This is a genomic window from Paenisporosarcina macmurdoensis, from assembly GCF_042658845.1.
Classification (GTDB): Bacteria; Bacillota; Bacilli; order Bacillales_A; family Planococcaceae; genus Paenisporosarcina; species Paenisporosarcina macmurdoensis.
The window spans coordinates 192,864-218,581 of record NZ_JBHSRI010000002.1 but is presented as its reverse complement, the minus strand read 5'-3'; the positions used below and the strand labels follow the sequence as shown (position 1 = coordinate 218,581).

General features: G+C 37.4%; 17 protein-coding genes. 3 read left to right on the top strand and 14 right to left on the bottom strand.

All coding sequences use genetic code 11. The features are described 5' to 3' along the window. Window positions 1–33 precede the first annotated feature (33 nt). Window positions 34–2,394 carry an accessory Sec system translocase SecA2 gene (secA2, locus tag ACFPYN_RS00965; protein ID WP_377732011.1) on the top strand — a complete coding sequence of 787 codons (2,361 nt, stop codon included), beginning with the start codon at window positions 34–36 and terminating at the stop codon, window positions 2,392–2,394. Next, a complete protein-coding gene (locus ACFPYN_RS00960; protein ID WP_377732010.1) occupies window positions 2,394–3,293 on the top strand; it encodes an accessory Sec system S-layer assembly protein in 900 nt (299 codons plus the stop codon). The genes secA2 and ACFPYN_RS00960 overlap by 1 nt, the downstream gene beginning before the upstream one ends. A gap of 387 nt (window positions 3,294–3,680) precedes the next feature. On the opposite strand, the gene ACFPYN_RS00955 is transcribed toward ACFPYN_RS00960, so the two are convergent. The 8 genes from ACFPYN_RS00955 to ACFPYN_RS00920 form a co-directional block, all read right to left on the bottom strand. Further along, entirely contained in the window at window positions 3,681–6,191 is a 2,511-nt protein-coding gene (locus tag ACFPYN_RS00955; RefSeq protein WP_377732009.1) for a phosphodiester glycosidase family protein, read from the bottom strand. 243 nt (window positions 6,192–6,434) lie between these two features. Continuing rightward, entirely contained in the window at window positions 6,435–7,055 is a 621-nt protein-coding gene (locus ACFPYN_RS00950) for an S-layer homology domain-containing protein (RefSeq protein WP_377732008.1), read from the bottom strand. Between the two features lie 260 nt (window positions 7,056–7,315). Beyond that, window positions 7,316–7,810, bottom strand: coding sequence for a C40 family peptidase (locus ACFPYN_RS00945; protein WP_377732007.1), 495 nt, complete (start codon window positions 7,808–7,810; stop codon window positions 7,316–7,318). 502 nt (window positions 7,811–8,312) lie between these two features. After that, the gene (locus ACFPYN_RS00940; protein ID WP_377732006.1) at window positions 8,313–9,524 is read right to left on the bottom strand and encodes an S-layer homology domain-containing protein; all 1,212 of its coding nucleotides are present in this window, start codon (window positions 9,522–9,524) and stop codon (window positions 8,313–8,315) included. Between the two features lie 380 nt (window positions 9,525–9,904). Continuing rightward, window positions 9,905–11,110 (bottom strand): S-layer homology domain-containing protein, encoded by a 1,206-nt coding sequence (locus ACFPYN_RS00935; RefSeq protein ID WP_377732005.1) that lies wholly within the window; start codon window positions 11,108–11,110, stop codon window positions 9,905–9,907. A gap of 18 nt (window positions 11,111–11,128) precedes the next feature. Beyond that, window positions 11,129–12,937, bottom strand: coding sequence for a M14 family zinc carboxypeptidase (locus tag ACFPYN_RS00930; RefSeq protein ID WP_377732004.1), 1,809 nt, complete (start codon window positions 12,935–12,937; stop codon window positions 11,129–11,131). Between the two features lie 145 nt (window positions 12,938–13,082). Further along, window positions 13,083–14,129: a hypothetical protein gene (locus tag ACFPYN_RS00925; protein WP_377732003.1), complete on the bottom strand. Its 1,047-nt coding sequence runs from the start codon at window positions 14,127–14,129 to the stop codon at window positions 13,083–13,085. An 11-nt stretch (window positions 14,130–14,140) separates the two neighbouring features. Further along, entirely contained in the window at window positions 14,141–15,583 is a 1,443-nt protein-coding gene (locus ACFPYN_RS00920) for an MBOAT family O-acyltransferase (RefSeq protein WP_377732002.1), read from the bottom strand. Window positions 15,584–15,943: 360 nt separating this feature from the next. Here ACFPYN_RS00920 and ACFPYN_RS00915 point away from each other — a divergent pair, with 360 nt between their 5' ends. Then, window positions 15,944–16,675 carry an SGNH/GDSL hydrolase family protein gene (locus tag ACFPYN_RS00915; RefSeq protein WP_377732001.1) on the top strand — a complete coding sequence of 244 codons (732 nt, stop codon included), beginning with the start codon at window positions 15,944–15,946 and terminating at the stop codon, window positions 16,673–16,675. A gap of 247 nt (window positions 16,676–16,922) precedes the next feature. Here ACFPYN_RS00915 and ACFPYN_RS00910 read toward each other — a convergent pair whose 3' ends face one another. The 6 genes from ACFPYN_RS00910 to ACFPYN_RS00885 all read right to left on the bottom strand — a co-directional run bounded on the left by ACFPYN_RS00910 (window position 16,923) and on the right by ACFPYN_RS00885 (window position 25,690). Next, window positions 16,923–19,373 (bottom strand): S-layer homology domain-containing protein, encoded by a 2,451-nt coding sequence (locus tag ACFPYN_RS00910; protein ID WP_377732000.1) that lies wholly within the window; start codon window positions 19,371–19,373, stop codon window positions 16,923–16,925. 384 nt (window positions 19,374–19,757) lie between these two features. After that, window positions 19,758–21,137, bottom strand: a complete 1,380-nt coding sequence (locus ACFPYN_RS00905; RefSeq protein WP_377731999.1) for an O-antigen ligase family protein — start codon at window positions 21,135–21,137, stop codon at window positions 19,758–19,760. Between the two features lie 6 nt (window positions 21,138–21,143). After that, window positions 21,144–22,274 (bottom strand): glycosyltransferase family 4 protein, encoded by a 1,131-nt coding sequence (locus ACFPYN_RS00900; protein ID WP_377731998.1) that lies wholly within the window; start codon window positions 22,272–22,274, stop codon window positions 21,144–21,146. Window positions 22,275–22,332: 58 nt separating this feature from the next. Further along, window positions 22,333–23,205, bottom strand: coding sequence for a UTP--glucose-1-phosphate uridylyltransferase GalU (gene galU / locus ACFPYN_RS00895; RefSeq protein ID WP_377731997.1), 873 nt, complete (start codon window positions 23,203–23,205; stop codon window positions 22,333–22,335). A gap of 15 nt (window positions 23,206–23,220) precedes the next feature. After that, on the bottom strand, window positions 23,221–24,495 hold the full coding sequence (locus ACFPYN_RS00890; protein WP_377731996.1) for a nucleotide sugar dehydrogenase: 1,275 nt from the start codon (window positions 24,493–24,495) through the stop codon (window positions 23,221–23,223). Between the two features lie 478 nt (window positions 24,496–24,973). Further along, entirely contained in the window at window positions 24,974–25,690 is a 717-nt protein-coding gene (locus ACFPYN_RS00885) for a WecB/TagA/CpsF family glycosyltransferase (RefSeq protein ID WP_377731994.1), read from the bottom strand. Window positions 25,691–25,718 lie beyond the last annotated feature (28 nt).

Below are 25,718 nucleotides of genomic sequence, written 5' to 3'. Positions count from 1 at the left end.
GGCGTGTCTAGAATTCGAAGGAGCGGTATAACAATGATATCCCTTTTTAAACGTTCAACAGAAACAAGTGAGCGCCAATTGAAAAAATACCGAAAATTGGTCGATCAAATTAATCAATTAGAAGAGATATTTACTTTAAAAACAGATGATGAATTACGTGATATGACAACAGTATTCAAAAAAAGATTGTCAGATGGTGAAAAAATACAAGCGATTATCCCAGAAGCTTTTGCTGTAGTTCGTGAAGCATCTAAACGCGTGCTACTTATGCGACACTTTGACGTTCAGTTAATTGGTGGACTAGTACTTGCTGAAGGTAATATTGCAGAAATGCCAACAGGCGAAGGTAAAACACTTGTTGCCTCTCTTCCTTCGTACTTACGTGCATTAGAAGGTAAAGGCGTCCATATTATTACCGTCAATGAATACTTGGCGCAACGAGATTTCGACCAGATTGGTCAAATTCATCGTTTTCTTGGATTATCAGTCGGTATCAATTTACCATTGATGGAACCTTCAGCAAAACAAATTGCCTATAGATCTGATATCACATATGGTGTAGGAACTGAATTCGGATTTGATTACTTAAGAGATAATATGGCTGGTGACCACTCTCAAAAAGTACAGCGACCTTATCACTTCGCAATTATTGACGAAGTCGACAGCGTGCTCGTAGATGAGGCTAAAACGCCACTTATTGTAGCTGGTAAAATGACTGCTGACGCTGACCTTCACATGATCGCCGCTCGTTTAGCGAAACGCTTTAAAGTTGAGGTTGATTATGATTTCGATGATGAAACGAAAGCGACATCCCTTACGGAAACGGGAATCGAAAAAGTCGAAGCTGCATTTGGTGTCGACAACTTATATGACTTAGAACATCAAACGTTGTTCCACTATGTGATTCAAGCAGTTCGTGCACATGTGATGTTCGAACGTGATGTAGATTATATTGTCAAAGACGATACAATCTTTTTAGTAGACATGTTCACTGGACGAATTATGGATGGACGCACACTTTCCGATGGACTTCATCAAGCAATTGAAGCCAAAGAAAACGTAACCATAACTGATGAAAATAAAGCACAAGCTCAAGTAACCATTCAAAATTATTTCCGACTATATCCCCTACTTTGTGGGATGACGGGAACAGCGAAAACTCAGGAAAAAGAATTCCGTGAAGTGTATGGAATGGAAGTTGTTCAGATTCCTACTAACCGACCACAAATTCGAAAAGATGAAGTAGATTTAGTATTCCTAACAACTGATCAAAAATATTCAGCAGTTGCAATAGAAGTCAAAAGACGTCACATGACTGGACAACCTGTTTTAGTAGGAACTACTTCGATCCTTCAGTCGGAAAAAGTAGCGAAATACTTAAAAAAAGAAGGGTTGGACTTCCAACTACTAAACGCGAAAAGCGTTGAACAAGAAGTCTTTTTGATTTCACAAGCGGGTCAATTAAATGAAATTACCGTAGCAACCAATATGGCTGGCCGTGGGACCGATATCGAATTGGGTGAAGGTGTCGCTGACATAGGTGGATTATTTGTATTAGGAACTGAAAAACATGAAAGTCGACGAATTGATAACCAATTACGTGGACGTTCTGGTCGCCAAGGTGATCCAGGAGAGTCACAGTTCTTTATTTCTCTTGAAGACGATATGTTTAGACGTTATGCAAAAGATGATTTGGAGAAATTTAATAAAAAAGTTAAAGCTGATAGTATCGGAATAGTTCAAGGTAAAGATGTTCATGAATTAACCGAACGTACACAGCGCATTGTCGAAGGTTCTCATTTCTCGATGCGTGAATACAATTTGAAGTTAGACGATGTTATTAATGAACAACGAAAAGTTATCTATTCGCTCCGGGACCGCGTGCTTAGTGGAGACGACTTAATCAGTCAGTTGCAAAAAATGGTTGATGAAACCGTCGAATATGCCATTGAAGAAAGCTGTCATGAAGATGAACTTTCAGAGCACTGGGATTTCGAACAAATTGAACGTACTTTAAATCCGATGTTGCTTGAAACCATCACTCTTAAACCAAACGTTTCGAAAGTTAAAGATGTTCAAAAGCAATTAGAAAAACCAATTAAAGAATTAAAAACCTTTATCGCTACTTTCGAGGACCAACCAGAAGTAATGAACACATTACCGCGCGTAATGCTTTCTTACCTAGATTCTACTTGGGTACGCCATTTGGAAGCCATGACACGCCTTAAGGAAGGCATTGGTCTACGTGTCTACCAACAAGAAGATCCAATGCGTATTTATGAACGCGAAGGCTTAGAACTATTTGAAATGCACTATCAAGAGCTGCGTCGCTTCATCGCTTCAGAGATTACTAGCTTTATGAAAATTGTAGCAGCAAGACAGGAGGCAAAATAATGGCCCTATTTTCTTTTTTTAAAAAAACACAAAAAACGGGGAAAGATAGCACAGTTTCTTCTACTGAATTACTAGATGACAATGCAGGTTCTTCTAGTGATGACTTGATTCAAACAGAACTTTCGTATCATCCAGATTGGGATGTACCGAAAGAACAACAATATGTATTTCGCTTCCTTTCAAATGAACTTGAAGCTTTGAAACCAAATCAACTTTCCCTTTCAGGAATTGATATTGATTTACATGAAGGAAATGGTGATTGGTTAGTTAAAGCATTCTTCCGTTCATCATTGGATCAACCAATCAAAATGGGTCAAGTCGAACTATTGTTAATGTCTGAGAATGATAAAGTGTTAGCTTCAAAACAATTCAACTTAGAAGTTTTGGATGAAGTGCCAGCTAAAAGTGACCGTCCTTGGGTATTCGCCTTTGATAAACAAAGTCAAAAAGTTGCGGATGTACCTGGCGAAGGCTGGAAACTTGCATTTAACGTGCAATCTCTTGTCCCGCATCAATTGGACCTAGCTCCAACTTGGGAAGAAGCTTTAACTGCTGACCAAAAAGAAGCATTAAAGTTAACCGTGGAATCACTTCCAAAATTAAAAGACCGTGAAGTGAATTTCAGTGGATTTCAAGCGAAGCCTCAAGAAAATGGCAGCTTAGCTATTTCATTGTTCATTCGTAATGGTCATTCTCAACATATAACACTGGACCAATTACCTTTAGAAGTAACAGACGCAACAGGTGATCTAGTTGCACGTGGTTCATTTACATTAGATTCTCTTGAAGTTAAAGCAAACACATCGAAAGCATGGACCTTTATCTTCCCTGCAGAAATGATTCAAAAACAACAAGCAGACTTCTCTCGATGGACCGTTCGCGTTCCACAACAAGCATAAACAAAAATCCCGATGACAACTGTCATCGGGATTTTTGTGTAATGACAAATTTGAATGGAGACTCGATTGTCACCAGAATGAAAAACTCACAACCATAAGAAAAACCGGGTAAAGTGCGTCTTGTCCTTTTAAGTATAGTAACCATAGTAGCCTGTTGATATTCGCTACGGTGGACGCTTTTCGCGGGGAACGGCTTCAGTCTCCTCATCACTGCAAAAACATGTGCTCCTGCGGTTACTCGTCGCAAAGCGTCCGCTTGAAACGGAAATCACCATATTAATGAATCAATCTTTTTGTCCCTGAAACACTGGATTTATGGAACTCAAATTATATACTTATCTTTTAAAAAAGATGCACATGGCATAAGCCATGTGCATCTCTCACAAGTTATTGAACTTTAAATTCAGTTATTGAATCTTTTAGCATGCGAATATTGTTTGCATTAGGTGCGAAATGGGTCACTACTAAGCGATACGATTTCCCTTTTGCATAGCCACCAGTTGGTGCACTAACCACAAGTTTAGTTGCATTTGTTCCGCTTTGAACAATTACATTTTGACGAATCCCATACTCATCTTCTACATATACATGCTTCGTGTTGAAGTATGCTGGATTCATTGCTTGGTTGAATGTTACTGTAAACTGCTTGTTTGTATCAACCACTCGTGCTGAAGTGGAAGGATTAAAGGATTTCATTGGAGTTGACTGGTTTGAATATACCGCTTGAATGGAATCAATCCAGATTGAACCTTTTCCTTTTTTAGTTGATGATGGTTCTGCTACATAAATTTTACTAAGTCTGATTGGAGCAATTAGAGTTGACGGCACATTCGCTTCAACGTACTTCCAACCTACCCAATTCAGACCACCATCTGCTGTGAAATCAAGAGCTGTTTCAGTACCGGCTGCATCAGTAATAGCTGCACGTAACCAATGATTAGCTCCATCTCCGTAAACCCATGCACCAATTTTCTTCGGTGAAGCAGGTATAGCAAGACCATTTGTCCAGCTAACATATGCAGCAGAAGTATAATCTTTGAACGCTGTAAAATCATAGTTTAACTTTACAGATGCTGCTCCTTCTTTTGCTTGTAGTGTTTTTTCTAATCCAATTGTAGCTGTTGATCGAACAGCTTCTGTTTTCAAGCCTGTTACAGAATCTAGACTACTAACTTGGAACGGTTTATTAGACAATGTCACTGGGATGTTTACGCGTGACGCGCCATATGTTCCAGTAATAGTACCCGTTGCCTCACTTGTTCCTGCAGTAAAAGTTGTTCCATTAATGGAACCTACACCATTTGAAGCTGTCCAGTTAACTGCAGCTGGATTAAAGATAACTTGTTGATTTTTACTAATACCTTTTACGGAAATTTTTGCAGACTCCCCAGTTCCAACACGAATGTCTAACGGTGTAGCAACTAATGAATCAATCGTATCTGTTACAGTAATAGGGATTGCTACGGTTGTAGTATCATATTTAGCTGTAATAGTACCTGTCCCCGCTTTAATACCTACGAAGCGATTGTTTTCAATTTTCCCAACGCTATTAGAGACGCTTGCTAGTACTAACTTAGAAGAATCAGCACTCAAAGCATTGTAATATTGATCCAATACCATATCTACTTTAAAACCTACCGAAGCACCGACAGCGACAATACCTTCTTGATCTTGTGAAACATTTACTTTCGTAGCTTGTCCATAAGGCGCTGTACTGATTGCTTCTAAAATGGCGGATACAGATCGTTCAGAACCATCTGAAGGTCGATTAATTATAGTGGGATATACATCTCCATAACGACGAGATACCATCGCTGTCGATCCTCCACCATCTAAATTAATTGCATTGTAAGCACCAATTGTAACTAAATAATTAGCAAATTCTACTAATGTCATTCCTTGGCTATAGCCTTTTTGACGACCATCAACCGTTACAAAAAACGCACGGCCACCAGTTGCATCTGTGGCAACAGCTGTACGAGATGTTCTTTCAGTTACGCGTGGGCTAGCTAGATCAATCGTTAACGCGGACTTGCCTTCTTGTACAAGTAAGGGTCCTGAAGCTAACATAAATTGTGACCCTTTCCATGCTGCATCAACATCAACAGACAGTGAAACTTCTTCACCAATTTTCATGGATGAAATTTTTGAAACTTCAGACCCTTGTGCTGAAAGTACAAAACCATCTTTTGGAATGGTCGAAGAAGTGTATTGATTATAAGGTCGAATAGCAGAAACGACTCCTGTTACTTTTTCTCCAAATTTCAGTTGAGAATCAACTTTTTTAGGTACTCCGGTCACGACAACTTCAATACCATATTGATTTTGTACAGTCTTTTCTCGAGGAAAACTATCTGTATACAAGATTAGTTCATCATTTGAACGGTATCGGTTCATATCAGTTGTTGTAAAAGAAGAACCATTATGTTCAATCGTACGTTCTAGAGAATAGCGACCTACTTTTGCTTTATTATCAGCCGTAATACCGAAAGCTGCTGGTGTATACATAAAGTCATTGAAATTTGTTGAAACATTACCTAAATTTACAATTTGATCATTCTTAGCTAATAAGTAAACTGGGAAGCGATCATCATAGCTGAAGAATGATGCATTAATGGCACCAATGACATGATGTCTTTCATATGTATGTTCTCTCGACAAATTTGTTACAGTCTTTAGTGTATTAATTGGATTGGATACCCCATATTCAATTTTGGCATATGGGTTTGTCACATCGATAGAAAGCTTGTTTACTTTTTGAGGATAACCTCCTACAGTTGTCGAAATCGTCTCGTGGTAAACACCTGGGGATAACGTGGCAGCAGAAACGGGAAGAATGGAAAATACTAGAGCAAATGCTAAGAGAAAAGCAGGTATTCTTTTGCTAGTAAAAAACATGATGCAACTCCTTTGAAAGTTAGATTCTATTAACAAGTATAAACGAATAGTTCAGAAAATATATAGTCTATTTGTAATTGTTTACCAAAAAAGAAAAAGAATCCACAGGAAACTAGTTCCTGTGGATTCTTTTTCGCGCATCAACCAAGCACTTTATATCAAAAAATAGGAAATTTACAACAAATTAATTGTAACACAATTCAGAATTAGTACAAGATAATTTCATAAATATTTACAAAAAATTTATTCAACAGAGATAACTTCAGGAGGAAGTGTCGTTACGTCCATTTCTGCTTTGTAAATAAAGATAGCAAATTCGCCTCGTGTAATATTATCTTTTGAACCAAATAGCGTGGTTGTTTTCCCTGCTGTTATATTGTTTTCTACTAAAGCAGCAATAGATGGTTTAGTTGTTGATTTTAAATCTGTAAATGGAATGTCCATGTTTGTAGCTGTTAAATTATATGTTGTAGCGATAACCATGGCCATTTGTTCACGAGACATTGACTGATTACTCCCAAACGTTGTACTATTCATCCCACTCATAATTCCATTGGCAGCTAAAGCATTCACTGCCCACTGGCGTTTCTCAGGCACATCAGTAAATCCTGCATTCGCATAAGAATCTGTAGGAGAGTATCCTTTTACACGAGCAATCATTACGGCAGCATCAATACGTTTGATTTCGGCAGAAACACCAAATTGTGTATCATTTAATCCAGCTGCATAACCTTTACTCACCACATAATTGACAGCTGCTTCATAACGTTCACTTGTATCCGAAAAGGCTGCAAAAGCTGTATGTATAGGCAATATGGCTACGATCATCAATGACAACAACAATAAAAATCTTTTTAACTTCATCATTTCACCTCATATGTATGTCTTATCTTAGTGTAGCAAAATATGGAAATGAATACCACCATGAAAATAGTGCCAGGCATCGCATAGTTAATTAGGACGTTTGATTCCCCTTAAAATAGAGGAGCCTTGCACTTTACAAGAGTTGCAAAATAGTTACAATATAGTAAACATATAAAAGCGCATTATCACAATTTCATTTGCGATAATGCGCTTGCGAATATTTGTTATTTAGAATATATGATATTTAGATTATAAGTTTATTATTTAGAAGCTACTTGAGATACTTTAGCTACACGCTTAGCACCGATATATTTAGAGCCCCAGTAATATGGATCATTTAGTTTAGATACTGAAACACCTTTACTTGAAGATGAATGCGCGAATTTTCCATTGCCGATATATATGCCTACGTGAGATACACCTTTACCAGATGTATTAAAGAACACTAAATCTCCTGCTTTTAGATTGCTCTTTTTGACTGAATTCCCCGCTCCGTACATACCTGCTGATGTTCTTGGAAGTTGCACTCCTACCTTCTTATAAACATATCCGATAAAACCTGAACAATCAAAACCTCTTGCTGTTGTGCCGCCTCGCATATATTTAGTACCCATTACGTTATTTGCTGCTGAAACGATGTGATTAGAATTAATACCACTTGAAGCATCCGCTTGGTTTGCTAATGGAGCTAGTATGAAAAATAAAGAAAGAGTACTCATCAAAATGACTTTAAGCAACTGTGACTGAAATTTCATAAAATAAAATCCTCCGGTTCGCCCATGGCTATAATTTTCTGAAAACTTAACTAAAATTATCTTATCATGGAATAAACCTATTTTATTTTACAGTTGTGTAACAATATAGTTACATAATGTGACAATAGTAATTTATCTTGTAATATAAACGCATAGTCTCCTAAACTCCTTTCAACAAAAAAGCGCAACGACCCAAATGGCCACTGCGCTAATTATTTCATTATTTCAACAAATACTTACCTAGTCCGTCAGCGCAATCCCCATTACTGCCCATCAACTGCTTGCATCATTGATTCGAAAACCACTTGGGCATGTGATGGAATTGATGTGAACTTTCAGTTGCCCTCAGCTGTATGATAAATTTTGTGACATTCATTTTCTAATAGATATTATAGAGTAGAATCATGCACATTTAACTTCCCTCACTAATAACTATTGAAATACAAAAAGGAACTTGTCATTATTTTAGACAAGTTCCTCTCTATTAATTTTACTCATTTAATTAACTACTAATGTATGGACTAAGCTCTGCTGTATTTACATTAAAGTAATAAGTGTCTTTACCATTAACTAAAAATAGATCGAATCCGAAACGTGGTTCTTTTCCTTTATGTTCAATAGTTACTACCTCTTCATTCCAGCTTTTTGAAATTACATAGCGCAAGTATTCAATAGATTGTTCAATCGTAAGGTTCAGTGGGTCATCCGTTAATATTCGCTTTACGTACGATTTGATTTTCCAAGACTCACCATTTCGGATCAACTCGATTGTTGCACGGAGGCCGTAATTATAACCACCTGCTGGTACAATTGCCTCCAACTTTATTAATGTATTAGATTTTGAGAAAATTTTATATGGCAAAGCAAACTCATAATTATACATAAGACCTGGTCCATCACAACCATAGCATGATGTTTCATAGAGAGCCAATGCATCTGATAAAAATGGATCCACAGTAAGGAGTGCCATGTCAGCAGAAATATTCGAAGCTTTCTGTTTCGGGTAATAATGTGCGAGTCCTTGGCTAAATACATGTCGAGATTTACTTATTACTTCATTGACCGTATTTTTTATTTCATCGTCATTGTAAGATGAACCAGGAACTTTCTTGTACGCCCGATTCATGAAAGCTGACATTTCACCACGAGTTAATTGTTTATCCGGTGCGAATGATGTTTTCGTTACGCCAGCCGTTACACCATTACGGTAAAGAGCATCTACATAAGGAGCCCAGCGTTCATTTACATCCGTAAATGGCACGGTTGAATTGTTATTGATTGTATATTCAAAAGCACCTGCAAGAATGCGAGACATTTGAGAACGTGTCAATTCAACTTCAGGACGGAAGTTCCCGTCTTTGTAGCCACTAACAATTCCACGTGATGCAACTGTGTTGACTGCATCATAATATGAACTGGTTGGACTAACGTCAGGAAATCCTGTAGTCGATTCAGTTTCCATGCCTAGTAGCTTATACAACATCAGCGCTGCATCCCCACGTGTCACTATAGCTGAAGGATTGATTTTCAGTCCCGCTGCTACATATTCCTCTTCCAATACACCTTTCATGTTCATCGTATAAACGTCTTCATAGAATGTATTGTTCATTGATAAATCCGTATAAATCGACTGCCTCGAGCTTGCTTCAGCCCCTTGCGCGAATGATCCTGCCACCAATATTCCCAGTGCAAGTGAAGCTAATTTCTTTTTCATGTAAAACACACTCCTGAATAATTTTTTTCGAAACATCATTTGTCGTCTTAAATCCCAAATTATTAACAATTATATTTCAATTATTACAATTGTATATCATAAATATTACAAATAGTAGATATATCCAATAAATGAATATAATGTACTACTCTTTCCAGTTAATCTTTTTTTGTTATTGGCATTTATTCAAATACAAACTCATTCTATTTTGCCACAATGATTTCTTATGCTCGGTTTAACCAATCCAATGCACGAAACTGACTTTCTCTGTAGACTACACGCGGTTTGGTAGCTTCTATTCGCGAAACTAATTCGAGGTATTCACAAAGTTACAACAAAAAAAGCTGAACTTTGAAAGAATCCTCAAAGTTCAACTTATGTTATCTTCTGTCTAGATATCCACTATTTCTATCAAATAAATAAGTAGTTTTTCCGTTAACCACAAACAGATCATACCCGGTCGCATTATCTTTTCCCGTATGTCGAATAGTTGCTACATCCTCTTGCCAATAAACAGGGACTGCATAAGATAAATAATCAATAGCTTGGTCAATCGTCAAAGCCAAAGGGTCAGAGGTAAAAGAACGTGTCACGTATGATTTGATTTTCCAAGAATCTCCGCTCCGGACTAACTCTATTATTGCGCGATGTCCGGAGTTGATACTATTCGTTGGAACTGTCGCATCCATTTTCAGCAAAGTATCAGATTGCATTAATATTTCATATGGCAGACCAAACTGGAAATCCGACAATACATTCGCTCCATCACAGTTATAACATGACTTTTCATAGCCCACTAAAGATAAAGATAAATAGGAATCAATAGCTAGCTGACTCATATCGCTCGAAATATCCGCTGCTTTTTGATTTGGAAAATGTTTTGCAAGTCCTTGGACAATGACATTTCTTGTTTTACGTGTCGCCTCATTGACGACATTCATCACTTCAAATTCAGTGTATGCAGACCCAGGTACTTTTTTATAAGCACGATGCATGAAAGCTGCCATTTCACCACGAGTTAATTTTTTATCAGGAGCAAACGACGTTGGCGTAACACCGGCTGTCACACCGTGACGATACATGGCATCCACATACGGCGTCCACCGTTCATTAACATCGGTAAAAGGGACAGTGGCATTAGCATTGACTGTATAGTTGAATGCCCCCGCAATGATGCGAGACATTTGAGATCTTGTCAATACGATTTCAGGATGAAATTTCCCATCCTCATACCCGCTAACAATATTACGCGATGCTACTGTGGATACTGCTTCATAATAGGGACTTGATGGGTCAACATCTGGGAATCCCAAAGTAGTATCTGGTTCCATTCCTAGTAACATATACAGCATGAATGCTGCATCGCCTCGAGTTACCACTTCATTAGACTTGATGAGAATCTTCCCATCATCCGTATAGTCAGCTTCCAAAACTTCCTTCATGTTCATAGAATACACAGATTCATAGAAAGTGTTGTTCATAGATAAATCGCTATAAATCGACTGCCTGGAACTTGCTTCAACCACTGAGGTTAACGAACCTGTTAACAATACGCCAAGTACAATTGATGTGAGGGTTTTTTTCATGAGATGCCCACTCCCTTTTTATCGTTTTGCAGCTTCATTTGCAGCATGCAAACCGACTTTATAATTTTGTTTCCACACTCGATCAAAATACACATGCGGCACTGGTTTTTCACCTGTATACGGACCAATTTCAACTGTTACGGCTGGATTTTTGGTCTTTTGAATAAACCAATCTGTGGAAGCACCTGATCCTCGTTTGTACATAGGGGACATTACCGTATATCCAGTAATTGCGCTCAATTGATTAACGTATTGTATATCTCTTGTCAACTGTGCTTGTTGTTGGAACATAAACCAATACAATACTTGCCCTGCAGTATGATACGAAATATAAGACTTAAAATTATGCTTTTCTACAAAATTCTTTAGAGCGACTGCTTCCGGCTCTGAAAAAACACGAGGTCCGCGGTATCCCATATAACTTGGTTTTTTAATTGCGCTATTAATGAGACTCCAACCTGAATCAAAGTTATCATTTAAATCTACACCACGCACATTCGCCTTCCAACGGGCAAAGTTTGTCGAACCATTAATTCGTGTTGCCAAGTCACCATTTTTCACTGCATATCTACCACTTTGCACAAGAGTAACTCCATCTGGGTTAACCATAGGTACAAACCAAATACTCGTCTGATCTAATACTTGTCGGACATTAAAACCAGCAACAGTAGACTTCTTTAAATAATGAAGTGAGTAAGAGTCAATCATTTCAAGTAACAAATTTGTGGTCATATGTTCACGTGCATGTAAGGAAGCATCCATGATAATTTCCTTTTTTCCATTACCTACTCTTAAAGCATAGATAGCACGACCCTCTACACTTTTACCGATTACTTCAAGTTTGGTAAATTCAGGGTACATACCAGCATACATTTGAAGCCAATAGGACATTTCACGAGCCGAAATATTTTTCTTTGGTTGCACCAAATTTGTATGTTTGACGTTTTTCAAAGAAACATAAGCTAAGGATCCCATAAAATCTATATAACCTAAGTTATTACGAATATTGGCTAAGCGTACTGTTTGCCCAACCTTCAGTGTTCCAATATGTTGCCCTGCTCCGTTAATTACAGGAGCATTTACTTCTGTAATTACAGCTGCTGGATAAACCACTTTCGGAATGGCTACTAGTGTGATTGCTTTTGCAGAAGGAAATGTATGGGATACTTCAACTTGATATACACGCCCATTCATTTCAATTTGATGCCAATTAGCCACTTGTTTGGTGCGTTTAAAGATCATTCCTTTTTTTAAAGCACCAATCTGAAAACGTTGTCTACTTTTCACTTCATATAAAGGGATATCTTGCAGAACTTCAATGGACATAACTGGTTTCGCAAATTTCACTAAAGCGTCAGAGCTTTTTAAGAAGCCTTTTCTGCCCCCAACATTGACAACAAAAAAACCTTTTTCATAAGAAAGTGTTTGTAAAGATTGTTTTAATTGAGCATTGACTATCACCTTGCTTGCCACGTTTGCTTCACTGTATATGGTAAATGTCTCAAGTGTATCAATTGATCTTACTTGATTAAGTGTTATCTGTGGCAAAGTTTCCTCAGCGGACTGAATCATAGAGGCAGAAATAACAAAGTTCTTTGCACCAATTTGAACGTTCACCCATTCTGCTTGTGGAGTGATAGAGAATTGATATAAGCTATTTATTCCTTTTAATGAACCTACTGGTTTTTCAAGGTCTCCTTCAGCATAATAAGGTACATCTTCTTGTAACAATTTCCCTGTAATTAAAGCTGTTTCTGCGTTTGCAAAACCTGGTAACAGAATCATCAGCATTAATATAAAACTTATTGTCGAAAAAATACGCTTCATGTCATACTCCCTTTTATTAATTATTTGTACTTTTAGTATAAAGGAAGAAATTTAGCAGATATACATATTTTCCAAAATGATTCAATAGTCTAACAAATAAAAAAAGAGAATCAATGTTCGATTCTCTTCCCATGTAAATAGGTTCTTATTTTTGGAATTCAGCCACTAGTTTTTTTACATATTTAATATGATCATCAACATTTTTGGCTGTCACATATACCCCAAAATCTTTCGGGACTTCCGCTGACTCACCTTGTTCGACTCGAGCAGCAATTAAATCGCCGACCTCAGGATAAAAATGATGACCATCGTAATAATTGTTAATATCGTTAGTCACTTCGTTTGGATACATGAAATTCCAAACACCACCGTAGACATCAACCAAATCACGTAACCAAATTTCATATTCGTCTAGTAAATCGGTATAGACTAATGCTTTAAAAAGTTCAGTTGAAATTGGTGTTGTGTACACAAGTTTCTCTGCTTCCGGATGGGTATTTAGCACATTTGTCATAACTTTTTTATATTGAGGAAAATACACATAGTGCTCCCCATAAAACGTATCTTCAAATTTAGTGATTTTATTTACTGTTTGTTTAAATGTTTCTTCCTCTGATAATTTCTTAGCAAAGGCATTACCTTGTCGGTTGTATAAACGATCTCTTGATATATCGTCGCTTGACGATAATTTAATATTGTCAAGTGAGTATTTAAATACGTCATAAGAAAGTAAATTTTTCGCACGGTAAAATGGTTTATCTACTTTCGCTTCATAATTTGCAATGGATCGAGGTGCACTAGCTTCTTGCGTACTCGATTTAAAGAAATCAACACCTAATATAACTCGGTCAAAGTCTGGGTTTTGTTTGAAAGCATACTTCATCATAGATTGATATTCCTGCATGGATAAGTTAGCTACAGAGTAGTTATAAACATCCCATTGCTTAAATCCAGTAGTATGAATATAGGTACTACGGCTACTGCCTAATAATAATGTATTTGCAGATTTCGAAACATATTGTTGATTGGCTGTCTTTTGTTCTCGTTCATCCGTTACTATTTGTACATCATTATAAGCATGTGCATGTCCAAAATTCCATAGTGGATCCATCCAATAATTGAATGACACTATAGCTAGCGTCAAAGCGGCGAAAATCGCCATGACCGTCATAGTAAATTTTTTATCGTTCATGGAATCTCCTCCTAGAAGTTAAAGTACAAGAATTCACTAACATTTTGAAGCTGCGTGACACTATAGAATAATAATAGAGCAATAAAAATCGCCATTGTTACATTACGTTTTTTTTGTTCCATGATTTCCAGTGAGTTTTTAGCAAACCATACCAATAATAAACCAAGAGTTAGACTGACACCTAATGTAGTTAGTGAATCTGTAAATGGTAGTCTACCGAACCATACAGAACTAAGACTTGGCAAATGTTCTCTGAAAGCTATCGGTAAATGCACACCATTGAAGCCAAACATCGCTTTGAGAACTGTAATTGCTTCTCCAAAAGTTATTGCTCTGAAAAATACCCATGCGAGGTGAACAAACATGAAAGTTATGATCCACGCTGCTACTTTATTCATCCTGTAGCCTGCTCGTTTCCACCATCTACAGACGACGCTGGCAAGTCCATGCATGACACCCCAGAAAACAAATGTCCATCCTGCTCCATGCCAAACCCCACTCACTAAAAAGATAATAAAGATATTGATATACGTGCGAGAAGAACCTTTTCGATTACCTCCAAGCGGGATATACAAGTAGGTGGTTAAAAAATGGGATAATGTCATATGCCATCTTCTCCAAAAGTCTTGAATATCCAGTGCTTTATAAGGAGAGTTGAAGTTGATTGGAAGACGTATATTAAAGAGCAGCGCCAAACCAATCGCCATATCCGAGTAGCCACTAAAGTCGAAATACAGCTGAAGCGTATAAGATAAAGTCGTAATCCAGCTATCCACTAATGTCAGAGTTTCGACGGTGTTATAACCCGTATTAGCCCACCCAGCAAATGTATCTGCAATTGCTACTTTTTTGAACAAACCAATGGCAAAAATGAGTAACCCTTTTGACAAATTTTCGTATTGGATTGTATATGACTTTTTCTCCGAGAATTGTGACATCACTTGACCATGATGCACAATAGGTCCAGCAATTAATTGTGGGAAAAAAGAAACAAATAGACCGTAATTTAGAAAGCTATATTCTTTTGTTTCCATCCGATACGAATCGACCAAATAGGCAATCTGTTGAAATGTATAAAAACTGATTGCGAGTGGAAGTAGTAAATCTTTAAAGACAAAATCAGTAGCAAAGATAAAATTCACATTCTCTACAAAAAAGTCGTAGTATTTAAAATATCCTAGCAACCCCACATTAAAAATAATGCCGAGGGATAGAATACCTTTTCGCCACAAACCTCCCTTATTTCTCCCTAAAAACATGCCCACAGCATAGTTGATAACCATCGAAACAAGAATTAGTGGCAAATATGCAGGATTCCAATATGCATAGAAGAACAAAGAAGCGATTAGTAACCATGCTTTCGCAAATGGTATATGAAACCTCCCAAGTAGATAATACAAAACCCATACTAGAGGTAGAAATAAAAAGATAAATTCAAATGAATTAAAAATCACAAATAAACACCTTCAATTTACTAAATTTCGTTACTTGCTTATTCTATCAAAGTCTATGGGAAAGTTATAGAATCTTTTGATGACCTTTTGTAATAAAGCGTAATATATCTATTTTGAGCTTACATAAAATCCATGATTAAAACAGCTCCGAAAAAAAGATTCGACTAAAACCTTTATAATTAAAGAAATTTGGTGTTCTTCCCCTTAAGACAATCTCATTGTTTTAAAATGCTACAGCTTTTGAATTCATAAATATGGTAAAATAAAGGAGTAAAACTAATTTACGGTATTCATTTGCCCATTCATTTCATATAGAATGGGTAACCAATCTGTATAAAAAACTGAATAAGGTGGCTTTCGATGAAAAGAAAAAATTATATTTTGATAGTGATTGTCCTTTTGCTTTCACTCGTCCAACCAAATATCAATGAATCAAATGTTGCAGCATCTGGAGGAGTTATCGCTTTTGGCGATAGTAACACTTCAGGCTCCTATTTACCTAGAGAGTTTCCAGAATATCCGGATCATAATTGGCCAGCCCTCGTTGGAGCCATAAATTCGGGTGTCAGTGGAAATACGACTGCAAGTGCAGTAAAACGTTTCAAGGCAGATGTTTTGGATAACAGACCATCCACTGTTGTAATGATGTTTGGCATTAATGATGCATTGATTAGACCCGACACAAAACAACCTCAGGTTAGCAAAATCCAGTTTGAAAAGAATATAACATCGATGGTGGCACTATTGAAAGCACGCAAAGTTAAGGTGTTACTGATGACAAACTTGCCAGTCAATGAAACCGTCTACTATAAGTCCCAGTCACTTAAGAACCCTGATATCAAGCAACTATACGCAAATAAAGGCGGTATCCGAGCTTGGGAGAATAGTTATAATGACATTATTCGCAGGGTTGCTAAAAAACACAAAGTACAATTAATCGACAACTATAAAAACGCAGTGCTTAAAGCTGGTGAGGCAACAGACCCTATGCTGACACAGAGCGGTCTTATCGATCCTTTACTTGGTATTCATTGGACTCCAAGAGGTCATCTAATGGTCGCATACTCTGTCGATCATTATCTCACTAAATGAAATTTCATTTTCAAATTCATTAGTGTTTGACAACTTTCGACAGAAATACTTTTTAATAAGTGAAGTGATAAAGAGTAGCCCTCCTTTTGGAGGGCTACTCTTTTCATCTACACTATTTATACAGGTAATAATATATTCGCAGACAATGAAGGTCTATTGTGCAATATTTATTCTAATCTTAAACAGAAAAAAACCCAGACGCTAGGCGTCTGGGTTTTTACTTACTTCAGTAAATTTTTAGATTAAATTATTTTACTGGAGTTCCGTTAGTATCAGTTACAACTGTTTGGTTAGCTTTTACTGTAACTACAGGAGTTGCAGTTGGAGCAGCATCTAATGTGAATTTCACACGGTTTGCAGCGCCAGCTACTGTTTCAAGGAGACCACCAGTTACTGTAGTTCCGTTTACAGTTAAGTTGAATACTGTATCTGAATCTGTAAGAGCAGGAACTGTTACATTTTCAGTGAATGTTACGTATACATCTTGTCCAATTACTTGAACGTTAGATGCAGTAGCAGCAGTGTTATCTTTAACAACTACACCATAGTTAGCAGTTGTAATTGAGTTACCAGCTTTATCAGCTACACCAGAAACTGTAAGAATTGCAGAAGCACCAGTAGTTTGGTTACCAATGTTTACAGAATTAGTTGGAAGTTGAATAACAACTTGGTTTTTAGCAGCAGATGTGAAGTAGATATCTGTTCCTACTGGAAGAGCTTGACCATCCAAACGGTAGTTTGAAAGAGCTACTCCAGAACCAGTTACTTCTTCACTGTAAGCTACAGTGAATTGGTTTTTAGCTGTTGTAGTTACAGCAGCAGTAGGTTTTACAGTGTCAGTGCTTGTTGCAGTACCAACAGTGAATGTACCTGAAACAGCTGTAGTTTTGTTACCGAAAGCGTCAGTGAAGAATTCAGCAGGAATTGAAACTGTGTAAGTACCAGCATCAAGAGCTACGTCTCCAGCTTTTACGTCAACTTGGTAAGTTTTGTTGTCAGTTGTTTTAAGGAAAGTTTCATTGTCAATAGCAGTGATACGTACGCCTTCACTGTTAGTTACAATGATGTTTGCATCGTTACCAGCAACTGTTAATGCTTCGTTGAAAGTGAACTCTAATTTTTGGTTGTTAGCAGCTACTTGAGTAGAAGCTAATGTTGGAGCTACTGTATCTCTGTTGAAAGTTACAGTTGTGCTGTAGAAATCGTTTTTGTTAGCTGGGTTTGCAAGATCTGACATTGCATCAGCAGCGATATACATTGTGAATGTTTCGCTAGTAGAAGTACCAGTGAATAATCCAGCAACAGTTAATGAATAAGTTTTGCCAGATTCATCAGTTGTATCACGCACTAATGTAACTGGAGTTTGAGTAGAACCTTGTTGAAGAGTAGCAGAAATTGTTTCAGCAACAATATCTTCGCTCAATGTAACTTTAGCTGTGTTTTGTCCAGTTACTACAACTGAAGCCACACGTGGTTTTTCAGTATCTGCACCAGGTGCTGTTACTGTTCCGTTAAAGATATCCATTTCATTCGTTGCAGTAGATGCATCTTCAGCACCAGCTACGAATAATGAAGCAGATGATCCAGCAGGTAATGCAACAGTTACTTCAACTTTAGAAGTGCTACCAGCTGCGAAAGCTACTGCTGTTACAGGAGTTCCATTTACACGAACTGCTGTAGGTAATTGTGAAAGGTTCTCAGAGAAGTTCAAAGTCACTTTACCATTAGCATACGAAGAGCTAGTGATTACTGGTTTAACAGCATCAGTGTAGTTGAATACTTGTGAGTATTTCTCAGTAACTATTACGTTACCTTCTCCATCTTTTGATTCAGTAACGATTGGCTCAACAACTAATAGATTGTTAGGGCCTTCGATTGAAGTTGCAAAAGTCAACACAACTGATTTTTTGTCAGTAGACAATACAGCTGAAATTGGAGCAACACCACTGAATGAGTAGTTATCTAATTCAGTTGCATCATTTACTGTTGCAGCATCTGCATTCAATGTAGTATCGAAACGAACTTCGATTTGCTTAGCGTTTAAAGCAGTTGCAGAAGCAACAGTTGCTTCGTCAGTTCCAAGCAATTCTAAACGGTGAATCCAAATTGCTAGTTCGCCACGTGTGATTGCATCGTTAGTACCGAAACGAGTTGTTGTTTTACCAGTAGTAATTCCGTTATCTTTAAGTGCAGAAACTGCAGCAAGGTAACGAGCGTTAACATCTGTGAATTTGTTGTCAGCAGTGTTTCCTGTGATGTCATATGCTTCAGCAAGAATCATTGCAACTTCTCCACGAGAGATGTTTGCGTAAGAATTGAAAGCAGTTGCAGTTGAACCATTTACATATCCTTTGAATTTCAATGCGTCAACGTAGATTTTCCCACGGTCAGGAACATCTGTGAAGTTTGATGCAGGTGCATCAGAAATTTCGCCGTTGTCCATAGTTGCTTTTGCAATCCAGATTGCAGCGTCAACACGGATGATGTTTTCAGCAGTACCGAAAGTTGTTGGTGTTTTACCAGCAGCGATCGTGTTGTCTACTAAATAATCAACAGCTACTTTGTATTGTGGAGCTACGTCCGTGAATTCAGAAGCTGGTTTAGCAGCGAATGCTACTGGCACTACTGCCGATGCTACTAATGTTGCTGTCGCAGCTGTTGCTACGAATTTCTTGTAAGACTTTGGTTGATAAGCCATGTGTTAAATTCCTCCTATTTTTGGTAGATCTGTGTTTATGCTGAAATATTTCAACAGTGTTGCACAGTTTAGATTGTACCAACTTTTACTAGTAAATGCTACTTATTGTCAAAGAATATAGCAAAATGTTATATATGTACTAGATATCTTTGGAAAAATACAGATACTAATGTAATGAGTACAATTAAACTCTCTTTCTATTTTAGCAAAGTTTTCACATATATCAACTATTTACCGTAATCTTTTTGTAATTTAACGGAAAGTTTGAACTCTTTCGACAAAAATAAGCCTAATGACCTTTAAAAAATTACTTTTTAGGTCATCAGGCTTTATTCATAGTTCTAAATACTATTCGTAAAGATAATCTATTAAAATTTGTCGCTTTTAGTCTTCTATCAATTTTTCTCGCACTGTCAACATGGCTAATATAGCAGCTATGTAGATCGATACTGCCGGTGCTGTCAAAACATGTCCTGCTGTATAGGCGATTCCTACAGCTAGTAAAAAGGCAACACCATACAAAATATACAGATAAGTAAAGTGTGTTTTAATATTGGTCAAGAAGTGGAAAAGGAACTTCCCTGTGTACCAGAAGAATGGTCCCATTAAGTAAATAAAACCAATCCATCCAAATGAATAAAATAAATCATGGAAATCCATTTCTATCATTTTCAAATCTTTCCCTGGTTCAGGTTCTACATAGTTTCCTGCAAAGCCCATACCAAACAGTTGTTGAGAAATTGGTGATGAGTTGAAATCAATATTAAACTCTTTTTCATACTTTTCTCGTGAGCTAAAGATTAAGTTTTGTATTTGTTCATCAGAAATTTCTTCTTCTTCAACTATGATCTCTTCCCCATTGTCATCCAGAACAGGTTCTTCATCAGCAGAATCACCAAAAGAAATATCCAACATCCCTAAGTGAGCGTACATATTTCCAAATACCGGTGTAAATGGTGTTGAAGCGGCAAGTAAAACAATTAAGCCAAAAGAAATCATCAAATTCGATTTAACTTGATCTGTTTTGAGACGCATAAATACATACATAATAATACTCCCGATTAATACAGAGAGAAGTACGACCAAAATTCCACCGTAACCAACTTTTGTACCTAAAGCTAGCATACCTAGTGACAACATCACAAACGGAATCCAAAACCAAGGTTTTTTAACCTTCGTTGTTCGTTCAATTGCATACAGTGCAAGTATCGGTAAAACGATTGCCATAATTGCACCAATTTCATTGCCTGCATAGAACCAGCCTGAATACCCTACTTTTGAGTGAGCATAGTTTGATAAACTAGTTCCAGTTACTTGAGCAATGATAAATATCGCGCCAATGATTAGACCAGATAGCCACATATACTTTGTTGTATGCTTTTCAATATCCCAATCACGTGACTGCAATTGTTTGTAAACAATCATTAGGCCAAGGAAAACGATATGGAAGTAGACGACTTTATTAAAGAACTTTAACTCTTGGAATAAATAATATGGATTTTTAACATCCATATTCAAGAAGATGTTTATTCCGATGACAACTGCAAGGCCAACTAGGTATACTATGTATCCTCGTGCCAATTTATTCGAACGGGCCATCCATATTAAGAAAACACCCATTAACGCCATATAAGCAAAGCGCATGACTAAGCCAATTGTTATGCTTGAATTTAATAGTAAAATTGATCCTGCTGTTAGTACATCAAGAACTGGTTGGAGGATAAGAAACGCGACAAAGTAGATTAAAAATTTAGTTTGATTCATAGCAAGTTAAAGTCCTCTTTCATCATTTATTAGATTCAATTCTTTGAAAATCGCAGATAATCTCGATTGAATCGCTGTTTGTTCATACTGTAATGCAGTAGTGTAAGCTGCTTGTGAAATGGTTGCATACTGGTCAGGAGTCAGTTCATCGAATTTGACGAACAAATCTTTTAACTGAACAGCATCACCAGGTGTAAACAACCACCCGTTTTGACCATCTTGAACATAATCGAGTATTCCACCGATTGCACTTGCAAGGATTGGAGTTTGACAAGCCATTGCTTCAAGACCTACAAGACCGAGGCTTTCCCCTTTACGTGTAGTTGGAAAAACGAACACTTCGATAACTGTATATATTTTTGCTAAGTCAGATTGTTTCATAAGTGGAAAATGAACGATGACATCATCAATACCTAATGATATGGCAAGCTCTTTAAATTCATCATCGTCTTTACCCGATCCTACTGCGATAAATCGAGTACGCTGTCGTTCTTGAGGTTTTTCATTTACGTAAAATGAAATCGCTCTTAAATAGTGATCCCAACCTTTTCCTACATCGAGACGACCTACATAACCAAAATATCTGAAAGCAGGGTCTAAATCTAATTGAGATAAAATCTCTTTTCGTTGATTTTTTTGGGGATAAAATACTTCGGCATTGACACCGCCTGATGGGAATACTCGAATCGGTGTAGCTACTTCATATTTTTGTTGCACTAATTTTTCGTAGTAGTGTGAAGGTGTAATAATAAGTGAAGATTGTTGCAGTAATTTCTTAACGGCTGGTTGGTATTTTTCTTGTGAAGGTACTTCTGGCACAACGTCGCTCCCATGCACATTTGTCACGATCCGGACGGTAGGCTTGCGTTTTTTCAACCACAATAGGGGCATTGCATTATGAGAAGCATAGTGGACATAAATAGCATCGTAGTTTCCTAGCATTCCTTTTGACAGGATTTTGCTGTAATACATGGCATAGCCAATCAACTTAGAAACTTTCGTCGTTTTCTTCTTCAAAACGGCTCTGTCTACTTGAAAGCCTTCATTTAGCAAAATTTTTTCGGTATTTTGAACGAAAACACCATAACTAGGAAATTCAGATGAGGGATACATATTGGCAACTAACAATATTTTCATCATTCATCCTCCATTCCTTAAACGTCTAAGTAACGACATCACGACTTCTCGCGATGCCTTACTCATACTGTGCGATTTTTTCCTTCATGAATGCAATTAATTTATCTTTCAAATCTGGACGTTGAAGAGCAAATTCTAAAGTCGTTTCAACAAATCCAAGTTTTTCACCCACATCAAACCGATTTCCTTCGAATGCGCAGGCATAAACAGATTGTTCAGCGTTTAACTTTTCAATGGCATCTGTTAATTGAATCTCACCACCTGCGCCTACTTCCATCTCATCTAAATACTTAAAGATTTCAGGAGTAAACACATATCTACCGATAATTGCCATATTTGAAGGTGCTGTCCCTTGCTTCGGCTTTTCTACGAATTTACGAACTTTATATCGTGAACCTTGTTGTTCAGAAGGATCAATTATTCCATAGCGATGAGTTTCTGACTCTGGCACTTCCATTACGCCGATTACAGAAGAAGCAGTTTCTTCATAGTTGTCTATTAACTGCTTTAAACAAGGTGTATCTGATTGGACAATATCATCGCCAAGCAGCACAGCAAAAGGTTCATCACCAATAAATTTTCGTGCAGTCCATACTGCATGTCCTAAACCTAAAGGTGCTTTTTGACGAATGTAATGAATTTCAACTTTTCCTGAACGTTGAACTTCTTCCAGTAGGTCAAACTTTTGCTTTTCATGTAATTGACTTTCGAGAAGTGGCGCAGAATCGAAATGGTCTTCAATTGCACGCTTGTCCTTCCCTGTCACGATAATAATGTCTTCAATACCTGAAGCAATTGCTTCTTCTACAATATATTGAATGGTTGGCTTATCTACTATTGGGAGCATTTCTTTTGGCATTGCTTTTGTAGCTGGTAAAAAACGCGTACCTAACCCAGCTGCCGGAATAATTGCTTTACGGACTTTTTTCATTAGACAATGCCTCCCTTAATTTTTCGAATCACCTAGAAGATAGACATCAAATCCAGCTGCTTCCCATTTAGCACGGTCAACACAGTTCTTAGTATCGATAATGATGTGGTTCTTCATATGCGTTTTAATTTTTTCCGGATCCATGTCTTTAAAAGATTGATGATCCGTTAAAATTAAGATGGCTGATGCTTGGTTCAATGCTTCATGTTGATCTTGAGTTTGTTCAGGCAAATTGTTGTTTTTAATATGTGGATCGAATGCTGATAAGTTTAATTGACGTTCTCTAAGTTGTTCTACCACTTCAACTGAAGGACTCTCACGCATATCATCAATATTCCCTTTAAATGCTAGTCCGAAAACAGCAATCTTAGGCTCTTTAACACCTTTTGCATTTAAAATATCTGCCGTTAACTGCGCTGTATATGAAGGCATGCCATCATTTGTTTTGCGCGCTAAGTGTATAATATTTGCTTGAGCTGGATCTAGTTCTACTAAGAACCACGGATCAACAGCGATACAGTGACCACCTACACCTGGACCAGGCATATGAATATTTACTCGTGGATGGAAGTTAGCCAGTTTAATGGCTTCCCAAATGTTAACACCAATATTTTGTGCGATTTTAGCTAATTCATTAGCAAATGCGATATTGACGTCACGATATGTGTTTTCCATTACTTTTACAAGTTCAGCCGTTGTAGCATCCGTTTCATGCATCGTGCCTTTTACAAATGATTTGTATAGATCCGTCGTTTGTTTAGAAGATTCTTCATTAATACCACCGATAATACGGTCATTTGAAACTAATTCTTCAAAAACACGACCTGGAATAACACGCTCAGGTGAATGTGAAACCAATAATTCAGACCCAATTTCTAAATTGGTTTTATACAGTTCAGGTAACATGACATCTTGTACAGTACGAGGAGGAACTGTAGATTCTAAAATAACCAGATTCCCTTTTTCTAAGAAAGGTACTGTCGATGCAGTTGCAAGACGCACATATTCTAAATCAGCTGTTTTGTCTGATTTTATCGGAGAAGGAACGGCAATAATAAAGATGTCGGCTTTGATAGGTGTACTTGAAACTGTGAATGAACCAGAATCAATTGCTTTATCTAGACGCTCTTGTAGACCATTTTCTTCGATATGTAACTCTTTATTTTGTATCATACTTACTGCCTTTTCGTTAACGTCTACACCGTGAACTTGATGCCCGTGGTTCGCAAACATGACAGCCGTCGGTAACCCTATATAACCAAGTCCGACTACGCAAATGGATTTTTTCATGAGAATGCTCCTTCTGATTGGAAAAATTATGAGTTTCTTCTATATATAAGTGTACTTTTAGATAAATTCCACTTAAGTTCTTACAAATTATTAAATTGAAGCAATTTCATAAATGCCTATTAATGAATGGTACAAGAATATTTGTAGTGTATTCCTGTAATTTTGTTAAGAATATCGGTAATTTGATTGGAGTGCAGGGCGGCGACTCCAGCGGGAATAGCAGATGTTTTCTGCACCGAAAGCGAAGCGGCAGGTGCATGAGCTGAAGACCCCACAGACAACAAGTTGTGGTAGCACAACTTGTTTGCGACGAAGCTAGCCTAGCGATGCAGGAGCAGCTGTTTTTTGCTCGTCGAGGAGGCTGAGGCCATGCCCGCGGAAAGCGTCCGCCCGTAACGAAAATCACCAGAATCGCTTTTTTTGAATCTTCATGTTTACATCCTTCTTTATGAATGATGAAATCGACTTATTTGTTAAGCTATTTCTTACCTATTAATACTCGCCATAAGAAAACTGGTAAGTTCATTTGACGCTTAATACGAGATGGATTGCTTCCAAGTCGGTATAACCATTCTAACCCAAACTTACGGAAAAATGCGGGTGCTCTTTTAACCATTCCTGAAAACACATCAAAACTACCACCAACTCCTTGAAAAACAAGAACGTTTGGCAGGTTCATTAGGTTTCTTTTTATCCATAATTCTTGTTTCGGGCTACCTAAAGCAACGAATAAGATTTTGGCACCACTGTCATTTATACGTTGAACTAGTGCTGCTTCATCTTTTTCATAGCCATTCGTATAGCCTGCAATTAGTAATAATGGTCTTTCTTTTTGTATTTCAGCGATTGCTTTGGTTACTACCTCTTCTTTTGCACCATAAAAGTAAACAGAATGACCTTTAAGCGCTGCAAAGTCAAGCAACCTCCCCATCATATCTACCCCAGTTACTCGAGAAGTAATCTTTCCACCTTTAAGTTTAGATGCTAATAGCACGCCAACTCCATCAGGTATTTGAAAGGTTGATTCATTAATAAGCGTTTTTACTTGTGGATCCCGATTGGCTACAATTACTTTTTCTGGATTCACCGCAATAATCGTCGACTGCTCATGACGAGTCATTCTGTTTTCTATTTCGTTCACAATTCCTTCATATGTTAATGGCGATACTTCCACGCCCAAGTATGTTTCCTTCACTTTTTACACCCTCAATTCGTTCACTTTC

What these genes read in the sequence shown, in the direction of transcription:
- secA2 (WP_377732011.1), top strand. Translation starts at nt 34, where the DNA reads ATGATATCCCTTTTTAAACGTTCAACAGAAACAAGTGAGCGCCAATTG.
- ACFPYN_RS00960 (WP_377732010.1), top strand. Translation starts at nt 2,394, where the DNA reads ATGGCCCTATTTTCTTTTTTTAAAAAAACACAAAAAACGGGGAAAGAT.
- ACFPYN_RS00955 (WP_377732009.1), bottom strand. Translation starts at nt 6,191, where the DNA reads ATGTTTTTTACTAGCAAAAGAATACCTGCTTTTCTCTTAGCATTTGCT.
- ACFPYN_RS00950 (WP_377732008.1), bottom strand. Translation starts at nt 7,055, where the DNA reads ATGAAGTTAAAAAGATTTTTATTGTTGTTGTCATTGATGATCGTAGCC.
- ACFPYN_RS00945 (WP_377732007.1), bottom strand. Translation starts at nt 7,810, where the DNA reads ATGAAATTTCAGTCACAGTTGCTTAAAGTCATTTTGATGAGTACTCTT.
- ACFPYN_RS00940 (WP_377732006.1), bottom strand. Translation starts at nt 9,524, where the DNA reads ATGAAAAAGAAATTAGCTTCACTTGCACTGGGAATATTGGTGGCAGGA.
- ACFPYN_RS00935 (WP_377732005.1), bottom strand. Translation starts at nt 11,110, where the DNA reads ATGAAAAAAACCCTCACATCAATTGTACTTGGCGTATTGTTAACAGGT.
- ACFPYN_RS00930 (WP_377732004.1), bottom strand. Translation starts at nt 12,937, where the DNA reads ATGAAGCGTATTTTTTCGACAATAAGTTTTATATTAATGCTGATGATT.
- ACFPYN_RS00925 (WP_377732003.1), bottom strand. Translation starts at nt 14,129, where the DNA reads ATGAACGATAAAAAATTTACTATGACGGTCATGGCGATTTTCGCCGCT.
- ACFPYN_RS00915 (WP_377732001.1), top strand. Translation starts at nt 15,944, where the DNA reads ATGAAAAGAAAAAATTATATTTTGATAGTGATTGTCCTTTTGCTTTCA.
- ACFPYN_RS00910 (WP_377732000.1), bottom strand. Translation starts at nt 19,373, where the DNA reads ATGGCTTATCAACCAAAGTCTTACAAGAAATTCGTAGCAACAGCTGCG.
- ACFPYN_RS00905 (WP_377731999.1), bottom strand. Translation starts at nt 21,137, where the DNA reads ATGAATCAAACTAAATTTTTAATCTACTTTGTCGCGTTTCTTATCCTC.
- ACFPYN_RS00900 (WP_377731998.1), bottom strand. Translation starts at nt 22,274, where the DNA reads ATGAAAATATTGTTAGTTGCCAATATGTATCCCTCATCTGAATTTCCT.
- galU (WP_377731997.1), bottom strand. Translation starts at nt 23,205, where the DNA reads ATGAAAAAAGTCCGTAAAGCAATTATTCCGGCAGCTGGGTTAGGTACG.
- ACFPYN_RS00890 (WP_377731996.1), bottom strand. Translation starts at nt 24,495, where the DNA reads ATGAAAAAATCCATTTGCGTAGTCGGACTTGGTTATATAGGGTTACCG.